At 66.3% G+C, this 16,280-nt stretch carries 13 protein-coding genes; 6 read left to right on the forward strand and 7 right to left on the reverse strand.

Annotation, left to right across the window (positions count from 1 at the left end; genetic code table 11):
- Window position 1: 1 nt before the first annotated feature.
- Both ATI53_RS07730 and ATI53_RS07735 read right to left on the reverse strand, forming a co-directional pair.
- A complete protein-coding gene (locus tag ATI53_RS07730) occupies window positions 2–1,786 on the reverse strand; it encodes a gamma-glutamyltransferase family protein (protein WP_111550118.1) in 1,785 nt (594 codons plus the stop codon).
- Window positions 1,783–2,958 carry a M24 family metallopeptidase gene (locus ATI53_RS07735; RefSeq protein WP_240778559.1) on the reverse strand — a complete coding sequence of 392 codons (1,176 nt, stop codon included), beginning with the start codon at window positions 2,956–2,958 and terminating at the stop codon, window positions 1,783–1,785. Before ATI53_RS07735 ends, ATI53_RS07730 begins: the two co-directional genes overlap by 4 nt.
- A gap of 217 nt (window positions 2,959–3,175) precedes the next feature.
- Here ATI53_RS07735 and ATI53_RS07740 point away from each other — a divergent pair, with 217 nt between their 5' ends.
- Together ATI53_RS07740 and ATI53_RS07745 are read left to right on the forward strand one after the other, a co-directional pair.
- Complete coding sequence (locus ATI53_RS07740) at window positions 3,176–4,435, forward strand: glycosyltransferase (protein ID WP_111550120.1); 1,260 nt, start codon at window positions 3,176–3,178, stop codon at window positions 4,433–4,435.
- A gap of 81 nt (window positions 4,436–4,516) precedes the next feature.
- Window positions 4,517–5,704 (forward strand): TIGR03862 family flavoprotein, encoded by a 1,188-nt coding sequence (locus ATI53_RS07745; protein ID WP_111550121.1) that lies wholly within the window; start codon window positions 4,517–4,519, stop codon window positions 5,702–5,704.
- 99 nt (window positions 5,705–5,803) lie between these two features.
- On the opposite strand, the gene ATI53_RS07750 is transcribed toward ATI53_RS07745, so the two are convergent.
- Entirely contained in the window at window positions 5,804–6,667 is an 864-nt protein-coding gene (locus ATI53_RS07750) for a D-amino-acid transaminase (protein ID WP_111550122.1), read from the reverse strand.
- A gap of 142 nt (window positions 6,668–6,809) precedes the next feature.
- Here ATI53_RS07750 and ATI53_RS07755 point away from each other — a divergent pair, with 142 nt between their 5' ends.
- Window positions 6,810–7,796 carry a DUF5671 domain-containing protein gene (locus ATI53_RS07755; RefSeq protein ID WP_111550123.1) on the forward strand — a complete coding sequence of 329 codons (987 nt, stop codon included), beginning with the start codon at window positions 6,810–6,812 and terminating at the stop codon, window positions 7,794–7,796.
- A 3-nt stretch (window positions 7,797–7,799) separates the two neighbouring features.
- Here ATI53_RS07755 and dgcA read toward each other — a convergent pair whose 3' ends face one another.
- Together dgcA and dgcN are read right to left on the reverse strand one after the other, a co-directional pair.
- Complete coding sequence (gene dgcA, locus ATI53_RS07760; protein ID WP_111550124.1) at window positions 7,800–8,765, reverse strand: N-acetyl-D-Glu racemase DgcA; 966 nt, start codon at window positions 8,763–8,765, stop codon at window positions 7,800–7,802.
- Window positions 8,766–8,853: 88 nt separating this feature from the next.
- Window positions 8,854–9,855 (reverse strand): N-acetyltransferase DgcN, encoded by a 1,002-nt coding sequence (gene dgcN, locus ATI53_RS07765; RefSeq protein ID WP_111550125.1) that lies wholly within the window; start codon window positions 9,853–9,855, stop codon window positions 8,854–8,856.
- 703 nt (window positions 9,856–10,558) lie between these two features.
- Here dgcN and ATI53_RS07770 point away from each other — a divergent pair.
- Together ATI53_RS07770 and ATI53_RS07775 are read left to right on the forward strand one after the other, a co-directional pair.
- Window positions 10,559–11,518, forward strand: coding sequence for an L-malyl-CoA/beta-methylmalyl-CoA lyase (locus ATI53_RS07770; RefSeq protein WP_111550126.1), 960 nt, complete (start codon window positions 10,559–10,561; stop codon window positions 11,516–11,518).
- Window positions 11,519–11,808: 290 nt separating this feature from the next.
- Complete coding sequence (locus tag ATI53_RS07775) at window positions 11,809–12,222, forward strand: DUF6636 domain-containing protein (protein ID WP_009502738.1); 414 nt, start codon at window positions 11,809–11,811, stop codon at window positions 12,220–12,222.
- 19 nt (window positions 12,223–12,241) lie between these two features.
- On the opposite strand, the gene ATI53_RS07780 is transcribed toward ATI53_RS07775, so the two are convergent.
- Window positions 12,242–13,600: a dicarboxylate/amino acid:cation symporter gene (locus ATI53_RS07780; protein ID WP_009502739.1), complete on the reverse strand. Its 1,359-nt coding sequence runs from the start codon at window positions 13,598–13,600 to the stop codon at window positions 12,242–12,244.
- A 269-nt stretch (window positions 13,601–13,869) separates the two neighbouring features.
- Here ATI53_RS07780 and rimK point away from each other — a divergent pair, with 269 nt between their 5' ends.
- On the forward strand, window positions 13,870–15,261 hold the full coding sequence (rimK, locus tag ATI53_RS07785; RefSeq protein WP_111550127.1) for a 30S ribosomal protein S6--L-glutamate ligase: 1,392 nt from the start codon (window positions 13,870–13,872) through the stop codon (window positions 15,259–15,261).
- Window positions 15,262–15,565: 304 nt separating this feature from the next.
- On the opposite strand, the gene ATI53_RS07790 is transcribed toward rimK, so the two are convergent.
- Complete coding sequence (locus ATI53_RS07790) at window positions 15,566–16,213, reverse strand: sulfotransferase family 2 domain-containing protein (RefSeq protein WP_009502741.1); 648 nt, start codon at window positions 16,211–16,213, stop codon at window positions 15,566–15,568.
- Between the last annotated feature and the right edge of the window lie 67 nt (window positions 16,214–16,280).

A 16,280-nucleotide genomic window follows, 5' to 3' on the forward strand; every position in this document is an offset into this window, starting at 1 on the left:
CCTATCGTCCTATTGCATAAGCCTGCATCAGCCGGGGCGTCGCCGCGGCCTGAAGCATGCCGTCGGCGTGCCTGCGCGCGACGGTCAGCCGGCCCACGGTGTGGGCCGGGGCGACCACCACGTCATGGCCGCGCGTCCGAAGCGCGTGGATGATGGCTGCGCCAATGGTTTCCTCGATCATCACCCGGCCCGGATGGGCGATGCGGGGATAGAACGAGCCTTGGAAATGCTGCGAATGAAACAAAGGCGCGTCGATGCCCTGTTGCAGGTCCAGCCCGTGATGCACAAAGCGCAGGAACCAGATCAACTGCCACTGGTCCTGCTGGTCGCCACCGGGGGTGCCGAACGACAACACGTCATCGCCGCGGGTGGCGATGCTGGGGGTCAGCGTGGTGCGCGGACGCGCGCCTGGCCGCAGCGTCGAGGCAAGCCCCGCGTCCAGCCAGAACATCTGCGCGCGCGAATTCAGCGCAAAGCCAAGGCCCGGCACCACCGGGTTCGACTGCAACCACCCCCCCGAAGGCGTGGCGGACACCACGTTGCCCCAGCCGTCGATGATGTCCAGATGCACCGTATCGCCCCTGGTGTCGGTCAGATGCGCCATGGTTGGCTCGCCGGTGGCGGGGTCTTCGGCGACATCCACATGGCGCGACGCGCGCGCGATGGCGGCATCGGCCCAATCTTCGAATCCCGCGATTCGACCGGGGCGGGTTTCGGTGCTGGCGCCGTGCCCGACCAGGGCGGCGCGCGCGCGCCCATAGTCCTCGGACAGCAATACATCCATCGGAATATCCGCGAAATCGGGGTCGCCGTAATACGCCTCGCGGTCGGCCCAGGCCAGCTTGATCGCCTCGATCACCGTGTGGGTGAACTCCTCGCCGAACGGGTCCATCGCGGACAGATCGAATGCCTTGAGGATCTGCAACGCCTGAAGCAGCACCGGCCCCTGCCCCCAGGGCCCGGTCTTGTGCACCGTCCAGCCGTGGTAGTCGACCGTCACGGGGGCCTCGATACCGGCCTGCCAGGCGGCAAGATCACTGCGGCTCAGCAACGCGCTGTGGCGTTCGCCGGTCGCGTCCATCACCTTCGCATCCGCCAGGTAGTCACAGATCGCATCCGCAACGAACCCGCCGCGCCAAGCGTCGCGCGCCGCATCAATGCGGTCCTCGCGGGTGTCGCCGCGGCTGGCCGCAAGCCGCGTCCAAGTGGCGGCCAGATCGGGGTTGCGAAACAGCCGGTCCGCCTCGGGCAACGCACCGCCAGGGGTCCAGACAGCGGCGCTGCTGGGCCATTCGGCCTCGAAAAACCGCTTCAGCCCGCCGATGGCGTGGTGCACGGCGGCCAGCATCGGATGACCGTCGCGCGCATAGCCGATGGCCGGGGCCAGCACATCCGCCAGCTCCATCGTGCCATGATCGCGCAGCAGCAACAGCCAGCCATCCCAGGCGCCGGGCACCACCGTCGCGAGCAGACCTGATCCGGGGATCAGCCCGTCGATGCCCTCGGCCGTCATGCGCTCGGGCGTGGCCAGCGCCGGTGCGACACCCTGCGCACATAACACAAGCGGCGCTTCAGACGCCGTTTTGTAGATCACGGGCAGATCGCCGGCGGGGCCGTTCAGATGCGGCTCAACCACCTGCAAGACGAACCCCGTCGCGACGGCCGCGTCGAACGCGTTGCCCCCCCGTTCCAGCACCGCCATGCCCACGGCGCTTGCGATCCAGTGGGTCGAGGTCACGACGCCAAAGGTACCCCGAATCTCGGGGCGCGTGGTGAAACCAGTCATCCCGCCACCAGCAAGTCGCGCGGACAATCGGCAAAGCATTCGGCGCCCCCCGGCGTCACCGCGAATGTTTCGCTGACCACCAACCCGTAGTCGTCGCGCCAAAGCGCGGGAATGCAGTGGAACGTCATGTTTTCCTCCATCACCGTGGTGTCGCCCGCGCGCAGCGAACAGGTCAGCTCGCCCCATGTGGGCGGAAAGCCGATGCCCACGGGATAGCCGATGCGGCTGTCTTTTTCGATGCCGTGGCGGCGGATCACCGCCTCCCATGCGGCGGCCATGTCCTGGCACAGCGCGCCGGGTTTCACGACGTCCAGTGCCGCCTCCAGCCCCTCTCGGATCACCCTTGTGGTCTCGATCAGCGCGGCGGGCGGATCGCCCACATGGACGCAGCGCGACAAAGGCGAATGATACCGGTGCCGGACGCCGCCCATCTCGATATAAAAAATCTCGCCCTCGACCAACGGCGCATCCGTCCAGCTGAGATGCGGCGCCGAGGCCCGTTCCCCCACCATCGCATTGGGCGGCTTGCACGGAAAGGTTCCGCCAAACTCGGGCGTGCCGGATGTGGTCACACGGTAAAGCTCGGCCATCACATCGCATTGCCGCACGCCGGAGCGGCACAGCTTGCGCGCCGCGTCCTGCGCCAGCGTCGCGATCTGCCCCGCCTGGCGCATATACAGCAGTTCACGCGGCGATTTCACCATCCGGCAACGGTTGACCAGCAGGAATCCATCATCGAATTCGCCCTGCCCAAGTCCCGCCACCAGAATGCGGTTCCATTTGGCGGTATAGTAGTAATCGTCCTGTTCGGCGGCGATACGCCCCTTGTCCCACCCCCTGGATTTCAGCAGATCCACAAGATAATCCATCGGGTGCAGCGTGTCGCTGCCGACATATCTGTCCGGATAGGGGATGATATTCTCTTGGCCAAGACAGGCGGTGAATTTCGCCCCCGCCGCATCCATCTTGCGCCCGAACCAGAACGGGTCAGCCACGTCCACATGTACCACCACCATCTGCGGCGTATAGAACGAGCAGCCGTCATAGCCCGTCAGCCAGAACTGGTTGGCCGGGTTCGACACCAGCAGCACGTCGATGCCGCGTGCGCGCATTGCCGCCTGCACCCTGCCCACGCGGGCCCGGTATTCGTCGCGGTCGAAAAGCAGCTGCATGCGGTCCCCTGCGTCATTTGAATGCGAAGGAAACGCGTCGCGCCGGCAATGTCGATGCAAAACGCCGCCGTCGCGCGAAAATTCCCCTTCTGCCGGGCCGAACAGGGCGCGCGGGGCGACATTTCCGCAACCCTGCGCGCGATCCGCAAAGCCGCGCATTGGCCGTTCCCGCGCGCCATGCGACAACATCGCCAGCCCCAGACAACCTCAGGCCACCATGAAGATCCTCTGCATCCACCAGAACTTTCCCGGACAGTACAAGCATCTCGCCCCGGCGCTGGCGGCACGCGGTCACGAGGTGGTGGCGCTGACGCTCAAGGTCAAGAAACCGACCAGATGGCAGGGCGTCACCATCCTGCCCTATGACATCCGCGGCAGGTCGGCCAAGGACATCCACCCCTGGCTTCAGGATTTCGAAACCAAGCTGATCCGCGCCACGTCGTGTTGCAACGCCGCGATCGCGCTGCGCAAGCGCGGCTTTGTTCCGGATGTGATCCTTGCCCATCACGGCTGGGGCGAAAGCCTGTTTCTGAAAGACGTCTGGCCGCAAGCTCGCATGGGGCTGTATTGCGAGCTGTACCACCAAAGCCTGCCCGTGTTTACCGCCTTCGACCCCGAGTTTCAGCGCCCCCAGACCCAATCCGACCCGCTCCGCCTGCGGCTGAAAAACCTCAACAACCGCCTGCATGAGGAAATCATGGACGCGGGGATCTCGCCCACCGCGTTTCAGGCGGGCACCTTTCCCGACCATTGGCAGGACCGCATCACCGTCGCCCATGACGGGGTGGATACCGACCTCGTGGTGCCCGGTCCCAACGCCACGCTGACCGTCACCGACGGCCGCGTCCTGACCCGCGAGGATGAGGTCATCACCTTCATCAACCGCAATCTGGAACCTTACCGGGGCTACCACATCTTCATGCGTGCCCTGCCCGACCTGCTCAGACGCCGCCCCGATGCGCAGGTCGTTCTGATCGGCGGGGATGAGGTCAGCTACGGCGCCAAGGCGCCCGACGGCACGACCTGGAAGCAGATCTTTATCGACGAAATCGCCGACCGCATGCCCCCCGAGGACTGGGCGCGCGTGCATTTTCTGGGCCGCGTGCCCTACGATCGGTTCCTGTCGATGATGCAGGTCAGCCGGGTGCATGTGTACCTGACCTATCCGTTCGTGCTCAGCTGGTCGCTGCTGGAAGCGATGAGCGCGGAATGCGCCATCGTGGCGTCCGGCACCGCCCCCGTGCGCGAGGTCCTGACCGAGGGCGAAACCGGCGTGATGGTCGATTTCTTCGACACGGATGGAATCGTGGGAAAAACCTGCGCGCTGCTGGACGACGCCGATGCCCGCGCCCGCATGGGCCGCGCCGCGCGCGCCTTTGTGCGTGACGGGTACGATCTGCACACCCGCTGCCTGCCGCGTCACATCGACTGGGTGGAAGACCTGGCAACGCGGACCCCGCGCCCCCCGCGCGACTAGGCTTGCGAAACCGGCGCGCCCGCCGCTAGACAGGGCGGCGCCCCAACCCGATCAACCCGTCCCGATCAAAAGGCCGCTCGCATGATACAGACCGACGCGCTGGTGGTCGGCGCAGGCCCCGCCGGGCTGATGGCCGCCGAGGCGCTTTCACAGGCAGGACTGTCGGTGCTGGTCGCCGATCACAAGCCCAGCGTCGCGCGCAAGCTGCTGATGGCGGGAAAATCCGGGCTGAACCTGACCAGGGACGAACCGTTCGACGCCTTCGTCGCCCACTACGGAACCGCCGCACTGCACCTGCGCCCGATGCTGGCCGCCCTGCCCCCCGATGCGGTCCGCGCCTGGGCCGAAGGACTGGGCCAGCCCTGTTTCACCGGCTCCACCGGGCGCGTTTTTCCCAACGCGATGAAGGCCTCGCCCCTGCTGCGCGCCTGGCTGGCACGGCTGGACGCAAGCGGCGTGCAGCGCCGCACCCGCTGGCGCTGGGTCGGATGGGAAGACGCTGCCGCACGGTTCGACACCCCCGAAGGGCCGCGTCTTGTCATTGCGAAAACCACCGTTCTGGCGCTCGGCGGCGCAAGCTGGGTGCGCCTTGGCTCGGATGGTGCCTGGGCGAAAACGCTGACGAGAGCCGGCACACGGATCGCCCCCTTCCAGCCCGCCAACGCCGGGCTGCTGGTCGACTGGTCCCCCCACATGACCGCGCATTTCGGAGCACCGCTAAAGGGCGTGGGCTGGCGCGCGGGCGCGCTTGCCTCGCGCGGCGAAGCGGTGATTTCCGCGCGTGGGCTTGAGGGCGGCGGGCTATATCCACTGACCCCCGCCCTGCGCGACGGCGCGGCGCTGCACGCCGACCTCGCCCCCGACATCCCGACCGGCATTCTTGCCCAAAGGCTTGCAAACGCACGCGGCAAGCAAAGCCTCGCCAACCGGCTGCGCAAGGTGCTGCACCTCGATCCCGCCACCCGCGCGCTTGCCATGGAATGCGCCCGTCCCCTGCCCCGCGATCCCGACAGCCTTGCGCGCCTGCTCAAGGCGCTGCCGATCCCCGTTGCGGGCCTGCGCTCGCTGGATGAGGCAATCTCGACCGCTGGCGGCCTGCCCTTTGCCGCGCTGGACGCGCAATTGATGCTCAAAACCCGCCCCGGCACGTTTTGCGCCGGCGAAATGCTCGATTGGGAGGCCCCGACGGGCGGCTACCTGCTGACCGCCTGCCTTGCCACCGGCCTTGCGGCGGGCCGCGCCGCCGCCCGCCACGCCCACAAGGGCTGATCAGGCGAACAAAAAGGGACGCCCGCAACGGGCGCCCCTCTTCATCTTGCCAGATAAACTCCCGCCGGAGGCATCCTGCCCCCACAACGGGTGCAAGCCTCAGAGCGCGGCCTTGAGGCTTTCCGCCAGATAGATCTCGCGCAGGCGCCCCGCGACCGGGCCGGGCGTGCCGGTGCCCACGGACGCACCGTCGATCTCGACCACCGGCATTACAAAGGCCGACGCCGAGGTAAGGAACGCCTCGTCCGCCTCCCTGGCCTCGTCGATGCTGAAAGGCCGCTCTTCAACCGCCATCTGCGCCTCGCGGGCGCATGCCAACACCGCGGCGCGGGTGATGCCGTGCAGGATGTCGGTGCCAAGGTTGCGGGTGATGATCTTGCCGTCCTTGACGATATAGGCATTGTTCGACGTGCCCTCGGTGACGAACCCGTCCTCGACCATCCAGGCATCGTCGGCGCCCGCCTTCCTCGCCATCATCTTGCCCATCGACGGGTACAGCAGCTGCACCGTCTTGATGTCGCGGCGGCCCCAGCGGATGTCGTCGATGGAAATGACCTTGATGCCCTTTTTCGCGACCGGATTGTCGGACAGCCCCGGCTTGTTCTGGGTAAACAGCACCAGCGTCGGTTCTGTGGTCTCGGGGTCCGGAAAGGCAAAATCGCGATCGCCCGGCGCGCCGCGCGTCACCTGCAGATAGATCAGCCCCTCGCTGATGTCGTTCAGATCGACCAGCTTGCGGTGGATTTCCAGCAGATCGCCGAAGGCGGCGGGCTTTTTGATGTCCAGCTCGGCCAACGAGCGTTCCAGCCGTCTGGCGTGGCCCGCAAAGTCGATCAGCTTTCCCCCCAGCACGCTGGTGACTTCGTAAACGCCATCCGCCATCAGAAAGGCGCGATCGAAGATCGACACCTTGGCTTCGGTCTCGGGAAGATATTCACCGTTAAGATAGACGGTTCGGGACATGAACAAGGCTCCTGGCAAGGGGGGGCGCATCCGGCACCCCCGCGTGTGACGTTGCGGCGGCGCAGGCGTAGCCCGCCGTGCGCTGGATGACAAATGTTGAATGCCGCTCTAGGAAAGACGCAGCACCCAAAGAAAGACCGGCATGGCAGATACAGACCGGCTGAACGCCTTCGTCCGCGACGCGCTGGCTGCGGGCCGATCCCGCGACGATATCCGCGCCGCCCTGACCCGCGCGGGCTGGACCGCGCCCGAGGCGGATACCGCGCTGGCGGGGTGGACCGACTGCACCCGCTCGGGCCCCGTGCCCCGCCCGTTGCGATCGCGCGCCGCGCAGGATGCGGTTTTCTACGCGCTGCTGTTCATCGCCTTCGGCGTGGTCGCGGGCAATGTGCTGAGCCTTGGCATCGGGCAGATCAACATCTGGCTGCCCGACATCGGCCCGTCGGCCGGAGGCCCGCGCGCCCTGCGCTGGTCGATGGCCGCGCTGATCGTCTTCGCACCGGTGTTCTGGTGGCTGGACCGCAGCGACCGGCGCGCCCTTGTGCGCGCTCCGGCGCGGCGGCATGGCGCCGTGCGGCGCTGGCTGTCGTCGCTGGCGCTGCTGGTCGCCTCGGTCGCGCTGCTGGTCGATGCGCTGGTGCTGATCTACGCGTTTCTCGACGGGCAGATGACCGCGCGTTTCGCCGCGCGCGCCGCGCTGATCGCCGCGCTGGCTGCGATCGTGATCGCATATTTCCGCCAGAGCGCCCGGGAAACCGCGCGCCGACCCGCGGGTCCGGCCCTGCTGGCGCTTGCGGTGATCGCGCTGGGGCTGTCGCTTTTCAGCGTGGGCGGGCCACGCCGGGGGCAGGCCGAACACCGCGACCGGGCGCGGGTTTCCGACCTGCGCGAACTTGCGCTGGATGTCGCCGCCTGTACCGGTCAAGACGCTCTGCCCGACAGGCTGAACCCGCTGGACTGCGCGCGGACCCCGGCGCGGCTGACCGCCCTTGCCGCCGCGGTCGCGTATCGGCGCACTGGCGACACGACGTTCGATCTGTGCGTCGCGGTCGAAGCGCCAGGGGCGATTTCGCAATACGGCATCAGAATCAGCGACGACATGGCCTGCATCAAAGGAACCGCCCGCTGACCCTTAGCCCCAGAGGTGGGGCGAAGACGGGTGCACGCCCGCCTCGTCGAACAGCAGCGGCACGTCGCGGTCTTCGCCCAGCAGCAGCGGACCATCCAGATCGGTGAACCCCGCCCCCTGCGCAAGCAGCACGGCGGGCGCCATGGCCAGCGACGAGCCGACCATGCAGCCGACGAACACGCCGTAGCCTTGCGCCAATGCCGCCTCGCGCAGTTTCAGCGCCTCGGTCAGCCCGCCGGTCTTGTCGAGCTTGATGTTGACGAAGTCGTACTTCCCCGTGAGCTTGGGCAACGAGGCGCGATCATGGGCGGATTCGTCGGCGCAAACGGGTACAGGGCGATCCATTCCGATCAGCGCCTCGTCATCCCCCGCAGGCAGCGGCTGCTCTACCATCGCCACGCCAAGACGCAGCAGATGGGGCGCCAGATCGGCGTATACCTGCGCCGACCAGCCTTCGTTCGCATCGACGATGATGGTGCTGTCGGGCGCGCCGGCACGCACCGCTTCGAGACGGGGCATGTCATCCGGCGTGCCCAGCTTGATCTTGAGCAACGGGCGAAAGGCGTTTTTTGCCGCCTGCGCCTGCATCGTTTCGGGCGTGTCGAGCGACAGCGTATAAGCGGTGATTTCCGGCCCCGGTTTCGGCATCCCAAGCAGTTCCCAGACGCGCTTGCCACTGGTTTTCGCCTCCAGATCCCACAGGGCGCAATCCACCGCGTTGCGCGCCGCCCCCGCGGGCAGCAGCGTTTGCAGCGTTTCAAGCGTGACATCGTCAGGCAGGCCCGCGATCTGCGCCTCGACGCTGTCAAGGGTTTCGCCGTAGCGCGCATAGGGCACGCATTCACCCCAGCCGGTCACGCCATTGCGGGTGATCCTGACCGTCAGCACATTGGTTTCGATCCGGCTGCCGCGCGAAATGGTAAAGACCTGCGCCAGCTTGAACCTGTCCCGTGTTACCTTGATGCTCATGCGCCTGTTCTTTCGTCTGTCCGGTAAATCAGACGCGGCGGTGCGTTGGACACCGCCGCGCGTATGGCGTGCAATCCCGCCCGAGGGATCAGCAGGCGGCAACCGCATCGACCAGACGGTCGGCTCCGTGGCGGTACGGATCGACCGTCGGCAGGCCAAGGCGCGCCTCGACCTCGGCGCAATAGTCCAGCGCCTCCTGATCGCCCATGTGCTGGGTGTTGATCGACACGCCAATCGCCTTGCACGCCGGGTTGGCGACCCGCGCCAGCGTCAGCGCCATGTCGCGCACCGCTTCCAGTGTCGGCAATTGATGGCCCGGCAGGCCGCGCATATGGGTGCGAGTCGGTTCGTGGCACAGGATCAGCGCGTCGGGCTGCCCGCCATGCACCAGCGCCATGGTCACGCCGGAATAAGACACATGGAACAGCGACCCCTGGCCTTCGATGATGTCCCAGTGGTCATCGTCATTGTCGGGGGTCAGATATTCGATCGAGCCCGCCATGAAATCGGCGATGACGGCATCCAGCGGCACGCCGTCTCCGGTGATCAGGATGCCGGTCTGGCCAGTGGCGCGGAAGGTCGACTTCATGCCCTGTTCGCGCATCGCCGCATCCAGCGCCAGCGCGGTGTACATCTTGCCCACCGAACAATCGGTGCCAACGGCCAGCAGGCGCTTGCCCTTGCGCGGCTCGCCGTTGGCGATGGGATACTTGACGGACGGGATGCGCACGTCCCACAGGTTCCGGCCGGTGGCCTTGGCGACGGCGGCAAGGTCTTCTTCGTCGCGCAGCAGGTTGTGCAGGCCCGACGCCAGGTCGAACCCTTCTTCCAGCGCCTCGACCAGCACCTTTTTCCAGGTCTGCGAGATCATGCCGCCCCGGTTCGCCACGCCGATCACCAGCGTCCTGGCACCGGCGGCCCTGGCTTCGGCCAGGGTCATGTCGGGCAGCTTCATGTCGGCCTTGCAGCCCTCAAGGCGCAGCTGGCCGACGCAGTTTTCCGGGCGCCAGTCCTTGATCCCCTGGGCGACCTTGGCAGCGAGCGGATCGGGCGCGTCGCCGAGGAACAGCAGATAGGGGGTCTTGATCATGGCAGTCTCCTTGTTCGTTCGGGGCCCGCGGCCCCGTCATGCGATTTGGTCGAACCCTAGCGTGGCAATGGCGCAAGGCGATGCCGTTTTCGCGGTCGCGGCGGATGGCTTCGCGAAGAATCTGCTCTGGGGGGACGATCTGCTCAAAAGATTTACCATTGCCCTGGGCAAAGCGCGCGCTCGCCGTCCAGTGCGGCAGCCTGGCATGTGGTGCCGGAGGCAGTTTTCAGTCGCGCGCCAGCGTCCCGGCCGCGACCGGCTGTCCAGAACAAACGGGGGTCGGGCGCGCCGTCCGATGCCTCGCCGCGTGCTCCCGAACGGCCTCCCGAACGGCCGACCTGCGCGCGGGCACAACCGTTCCGGGCCGGGCGGATGCAGCGAAGATCTGCCTCGTCGTGGCAGCATCGAGGGTGAAAAAGCCCGATCATCAAGCGTGACGCTATAAAGCCCCGCAAAGGCATCGCCCCGCGATGTCGGTCATATGCGTGTGCTTTCGCCGCGTTCATGTTCGATGTGAACGCAAGCTTGGCGTCAGCTGCGCGCGCATGGCAACATCCGCAGGCGCGCTGCCATTGATGGCCCGCAGGCGCGCCCAGCCCGCGCACCCCGCAAAATCCGCTTGTGAGACGCGACCTAATTTAATAACCCCTACGCAGGAAAAAACGAAACATCGTTTCAAGCCGATCCAACCAGAGGAGATCTCATGAGCTTCCGCATCCAGCCCACGCCCCCGGCCCGCCCGAACCGCTGCCAGCTTTTCGGCCCCGGCTCGCGCCCCGCGATCTTTGACAAGATGGCAGGCTCGGCGGCGGATGTCATCAACCTTGATCTGGAAGACAGCGTCGCGCCCTCGGACAAGGACAGCGCGCGCGCCAACATCATTCAGGCCATCGGCGACATCGACTGGGGCAAGAAGACGCTGTCGGTGCGCATCAACGGGCTGGACACGCCTTATTGGTATCGCGACGTGGTCGACCTGCTGGAAAAGGCGTCCGATCGGATCGACCAGATCATGATCCCCAAGGTCGGTTGCGCCGCCGACATCTATGCCGTGGATGCGCTGGTGACGGCGGTGGAACGCGCGCGGGGCCGCACCAGGCCGATCAAGTTCGAGGTCATTATCGAATCCGCCGCAGGCATCGCCCATGTCGAGGAAATCGCCGCCGCCTCGCCCCGCCTTGAAGCCATGAGCCTTGGCGCCGCCGATTTCGCGGCCTCCATGGGCATGTCCACCACCGGCATCGGCGGCACGCAGGAAAATTACTACATGCTGCACGATGGGGCCAAGCATTGGTCGGACCCGTGGCACTGGGCGCAGGCCGCCATCGTCGCCGCCTGCCGCACCCATGGCGTTTTGCCGGTCGATGGCCCGTTCGGCGATTTCAGCGATGATGAAGGCTTTCGCGCGCAGGCGCTGCGCTCGGCCACGCTTGGGATGGTCGGCAAATGGGCGATCCACCCCAAGCAGGTGGCATTGGCCAACGACGTGTTCACCCCCTCCGAAACCGCCGTCGCCGAAGCACGCGAAATCCTTGCCGCCATGGAAGACGCCAAGGCCAAGGGCGAGGGTGCGACGGTCTACAAGGGCCGCCTGGTCGACATCGCGTCGATCAAACAGGCCGAAGTGATCGTCAAACAGGCGGAAATGATCGCCGGATACTGACGACCGGATACTGGCAGCGGGACGGCCGGTGATCCGGCCCGGCCCCCACGGCAGGCGGCGAGGCAGGGGCGCATCTGCCTCGTTCGCGGCTTCGCACCTGTGCCATGCCCTGTCCCGCGCGCGACCCCGGCCCTGCTGCTGGCCGTCGCCGCGCGGGCCGATCCGCCGCTGTCGGCCACAGCGCCCGAACAGGCCCCGGCGCGGTCGAGGCGTTCCGGGACGCCGCGCTTGACGACGCCGCCACCAGGCGAAACACTGCCCCGGTGGTTGCCACGGAATCGAGACGCGTCATGTTCAGATATCTTTACCTCGCCGCCGTGATGGGCGCCTCTCCGGCGCTGGCGGATGTCGATTATTTCGACACGCCCTCGGGCAATATTTCCTGCTCTGTCGGGCTGGGACGCGACAGCAGCGACGTCAGCTGCACCATCTACGACCGCACGCCCACCCTGCCCCGAGCCGGAGGATGCAGCCGATCGGGGCACACCGTCTGGATGAACGATCGCGGCCCGGTCACCATCGAATGCGACCAGCCGGGCCTGTCCTATGCGCGGCCCGCGGGCCCCGGCCCGCAGGTGCTTGAATATGGCCAGAGCTGGGATTTCGGCGGCATCCGCTGCACCTCCAGCACAAAGGGGCTGGAGTGCCGCAACGCCGGCGGGCACGGGTTCTTTCTGTCCCGCGCCCGCCAGTCGGTCTGGTAAGGCGCACGCGGCGCCGCTGTCATTGCGCCGGCTTCTGCGCGGCTTCGGCAAGGATCAGCTCGGCATCCTCGTCGATGTGCAGATCGTCCCCGGTCCTGTCGCCTGCAAGGGGGTCCGCGTACACCTCCATGTCGATCTGGGCCTCGCCTCTGGCCACGATGGCCGTCACCACGGCATCGCCGGTGATGTTCACGGCGGTGCGGATCATGTCCATCAACCGGTCCACCCCAAGGATCAGCGCGATGCCTTCGATCGGCAGCCCCACCTGACCAAGCACCATGGTCAGCATCACAAGCCCCACGCCCGGAACCCCCGCCGTGCCGATCGACGCCAGCACCGCCATGGCGATCACCGTGACATAGCCGCCAAGGCCAAGGTCGATGCCGTAGACATTGGCCAGAAACACCGTCGCCACGCCCTGCATGATCGCGGTGCCGTCCATGTTGATGGTCGCCCCGAAGGGCACGGTGAACGCGGCCACCGAATTGTTGACGCCCATCCTTTCGGTCACGCAGCGCAGCGTGACGGGGATGGTCGCGTTGGATGACGCGGTGGAAAAGGCAAAGACCTGCGCCGGGCGGATCTTTTTCAGGAAGATGATCGGGTTGAGCCCCGAAATCAGCTTGAGGAACAGCATCAGCGTGCCGAACATATGCAGCAACAACGCCCCCACCAGCACAAGCACATACGACATCACCGGGATGAACAGCCCCACGCCCTGTTCGGTAAAGGTCTTGGCGATCAGGCAGAACACGCCATAGGGCGCAAAGGCCATGACGATCTGCACCACCTTCATCATCAGCTCGTTCATGTATTCGCAGGCCTGCACGAACGGCGTCGACCGTTCGGCCAGCATCAAAGCCGCCACCCCGAGAATGATGGTGTAACAGATGATCTGCAGCATCTCGCCGCCCGCAAAGGCCGCAAACGGGTTGCGCGGCACGATGGCGGCAAAGGTATCCCAGACGCTGGGCGCATCCCGCCCCGCGATACCCGCCGTGTCGATGCCGTCCATCACGAACCCGTCCCCCGGCGCCACCGCCAGAGCAATCAGGATCGCGACCGCGATCGCCGTACCGGTCGTCGCAAGGTACAGCGCAAAGCTCTTGCCCCCCACGCGCCCCAGGATACGGATATCGCCGATCCCCGCGACCCCGGTGATGAGCGAAAAGAACACCAGCGGCACCACCAGCATCTGCAACGCGTTCACGAACATCCGCCCGATCATGTAGAACAGCCCGCCCACCACATGCGTGTTGATGAAAGCGATCTGCGCCATGTTGAGGATCACCCCCAGCACCAGCCCCGCGCCCATCGCAAGCAAGATCCGCGTCGTCAGTGACAGCTTTCCGTCACCGTCCCGAAGTGTCGCCCCCATGGTGGCCTCCCGCTGGTTGTGGTTTGGCCCAGTGTGCACCCATTTCTGCAAAACTGAGATTTTTTTTCGCCATATGCGCGAAAAGCCAACCCCGCGGATACCGCGATGCGTTAGGATACACCGGTTCAGGCATTTTTCAGCGTCATCGCTGCACCTTGCGCACACAATGGCATGCCGTGGCCAACATCGCCGCCGCCCTCTGTACCGTATTGTGCCTGTGACATTGCGGCGCTACAGCGCGCAACCGGCCCATCGGAAAGGATCTCGGCATGTCTCAGTTCACGCTCGGATGGGAGGAATGGCTTTCGCTGCCCGACCTCGGCCTGCCAGCGGTGCGCGCCAAGGTCGATACCGGGGCCCGCACCTCGGCGCTGCACGCCTTTGCCATCGAACCGTTCGGATCGACCAAGAAACCGATGGTGCGCTTTGCCATCCACCCCGATCCAAACGATCCGCATCTGGAGATGATCTGTTCGGCCCCGATGAAGGACCGCCGCGAGGTCACATCGTCGAATGGCGAAACCGAACTGCGCTTTGTGATCGAGACGACTGTGAACATGGGCGAGCGCAGCTGGCCCATCGAGGTTACGCTGACCGATCGCGGGTCCATGGCCTATCGGATGCTGCTGGGGCGCACGGCGCTGGATGACGACATGATCGTGTCGCCCAGCAACAGCTTCTGCCAGCCCGAACTGTCGTTTGACGCCTATCACGGCATCCCGCGCAGCGAACGGCACCGCCGCGCCCTGCGCATGGCGATCCTGACCCGCGAGCCGGAAAACTACTCGACCCGCAAGCTGATCGCGGCGGCGGAAATGCGCGGCCATTCGATGGAGGTGATCGACACCTCTCGTTGCTACATGAACATCCATTCCGTCGGCGGAGAGGTCCATTACGACGGCCGCCGCCTGCCCCATTACGACGCGGTGATCCCGCGCATCGGGGCCTCGATTACATCTTACGGCACGGCGGTGGTGCGCCAGTTCGAAAGCATCGGCACCTACTGCCTGTCGGGGTCCGAAGGCATCACCATGTCGCGCGACAAGCTGCACGCGCACCAGGTTCTGGCACGGGTGCAGATCGGCATGCCGACAACCGCCTTTGCCCGCAGCCCCAAGGATTCGGCCAACGTCATCAGCCTGGTGGGGGGCGCCCCGCTGGTGCTGAAACTGCTGGAAAGCACGCAAGGCAAGGGGGTGGTGCTGGCGGAAACCAAAAAGGCGGCGGAATCGGTGATTTCGGCGTTTCAGGGCCTGCGCGCGGACTTTCTTGTGCAAAGCTTCGTCAAGGAAGCGGCGGGCGAAGACATCCGCTGCTTTGTCGTGGGCGGCAAGGTGGTGGCCGCGATGCGCCGCCGGGGCAAGCCCGACGATTTCCGCTCCAACCTGCATCAGGGCGGCACGGCCGAGCCTGTGCGCATCTCGCGCCAGGAACGCGAAACCGCGATCCGCGCCGCGCGCACCATGAAGCTTGACGTGGCCGGCGTGGACCTTTTGCGCGGCGAAGACGGACCCAAGGTGCTTGAGGTCAACAGCTCGCCGGGGCTGGAAGGGATCGAACGCACCTCGGGCAAGGACATCGCGGGGCTGGTGATCGCGCATATCGAAGCCAAGGTTGCACCCAAGCCCTCGCGCGCCCGTGCCAAGCGCCCCCCCGGCTGACGGCGCGCCCGACCGGCGTGGCGGACATGTCCGGCGGGGATAATTCCGGACGCATGCCTCGGCGCCCCAGGGACGCTTGGGTCGGGGCGGCCAGACGTGAACCGCGCCGGGTTCGCCAGAGGCTCCATCGCCCGGGCAAGCTGGCGCATCGTGGCCAACGACGACGGGCGTTCCGGTGACGCCTGCGAACCTGCCGCCATATCCTGACGCGCGGGCGGCACGACGCCGCAAATCGTCCCCCCGCCGGACGCAGGCCGTCGCGGTCGCATCCTTCCAGCTGGGATGGCTCTGCGCCGCCTGTCTTTCAGCCGAAGCGATAGCCAAAGCGTGAAATGTCATCGGCGCAGCTTTTTGCCACCGCATCGGCGCTGTCGGCGTCGTAATAGGGGCGCCAGTCTCGACCGCGCGGCGACGCATTGGCATGGCCGATGTCGGGGCGAAATCCCAGATGCGCGACAAGGGGCGCCATATCCGCTTCAAGTTCCTCAAGCCGAAGGTAAAGCAGCGCGCGCTCGACCCCGCCGGCGTCGCGCATGTAGTGACGGGCCGGATGGGCGGCGAGGCTGGCAAGCGTGGCGGGGTGCTGAACAAACTGCGCGAATGCCAGCGTTTTGGCACGGGCCACAGCGGGGTGCGCAAAGGCCTGCCCTTGCAGCCAGTGATAATAGCTGACCACCCGGTCCCACGGGTTGCGCACCAGCGTGAAGGTAAACATCCGTGCGATCTCTGCCGAGGTCAGGATGCCGTCGATGTCCGCCAGCGTCGCGTGTTTCCACAGCCGTCCCCTTGCGGGCAGCGCCGCGAGTCGGCCGCGCCGCCGCAGCGCCTTTGGCGTGTCCCCGATCAGAATGTCATCGCGGTGGGCCCGCGCCTCCAGCGCCGCCGCCATCGAGGTTCCGCCGGTTTTCGGTATGTGCACAAAGATATAACGGCGGCGGGGCGAGATTATCATGCCCGCGAGCCTAGCCTTGCGCGGACCGCCCGTCATGCCCCATTCTGCCCTTTTCCACGCGCGCGCT

Origin of the sequence: Salipiger aestuarii (assembly GCF_003259905.1) — a bacterium.
In the GTDB taxonomy this organism is placed as follows: Bacteria; Pseudomonadota; Alphaproteobacteria; order Rhodobacterales; family Rhodobacteraceae; genus Salipiger; species Salipiger aestuarii.

Coding starts and splice junctions, on each gene's coding strand:
- ATI53_RS07730 (WP_111550118.1), bottom strand. CDS start 1,786: ATGACTGGTTTCACCACGCGCCCCGAGATTCGGGGTACCTTTGGCGTC.
- ATI53_RS07735 (WP_240778559.1), bottom strand. CDS start 2,958: ATGCAGCTGCTTTTCGACCGCGACGAATACCGGGCCCGCGTGGGCAGG.
- ATI53_RS07740 (WP_111550120.1), top strand. CDS start 3,176: ATGAAGATCCTCTGCATCCACCAGAACTTTCCCGGACAGTACAAGCAT.
- ATI53_RS07745 (WP_111550121.1), top strand. CDS start 4,517: ATGATACAGACCGACGCGCTGGTGGTCGGCGCAGGCCCCGCCGGGCTG.
- ATI53_RS07750 (WP_111550122.1), bottom strand. CDS start 6,667: ATGTCCCGAACCGTCTATCTTAACGGTGAATATCTTCCCGAGACCGAA.
- ATI53_RS07755 (WP_111550123.1), top strand. CDS start 6,810: ATGGCAGATACAGACCGGCTGAACGCCTTCGTCCGCGACGCGCTGGCT.
- dgcA (WP_111550124.1), bottom strand. CDS start 8,765: ATGAGCATCAAGGTAACACGGGACAGGTTCAAGCTGGCGCAGGTCTTT.
- dgcN (WP_111550125.1), bottom strand. CDS start 9,855: ATGATCAAGACCCCCTATCTGCTGTTCCTCGGCGACGCGCCCGATCCG.
- ATI53_RS07770 (WP_111550126.1), top strand. CDS start 10,559: ATGAGCTTCCGCATCCAGCCCACGCCCCCGGCCCGCCCGAACCGCTGC.
- ATI53_RS07775 (WP_009502738.1), top strand. CDS start 11,809: ATGTTCAGATATCTTTACCTCGCCGCCGTGATGGGCGCCTCTCCGGCG.
- ATI53_RS07780 (WP_009502739.1), bottom strand. CDS start 13,600: ATGGGGGCGACACTTCGGGACGGTGACGGAAAGCTGTCACTGACGACG.
- rimK (WP_111550127.1), top strand. CDS start 13,870: ATGTCTCAGTTCACGCTCGGATGGGAGGAATGGCTTTCGCTGCCCGAC.
- ATI53_RS07790 (WP_009502741.1), bottom strand. CDS start 16,213: ATGATAATCTCGCCCCGCCGCCGTTATATCTTTGTGCACATACCGAAA.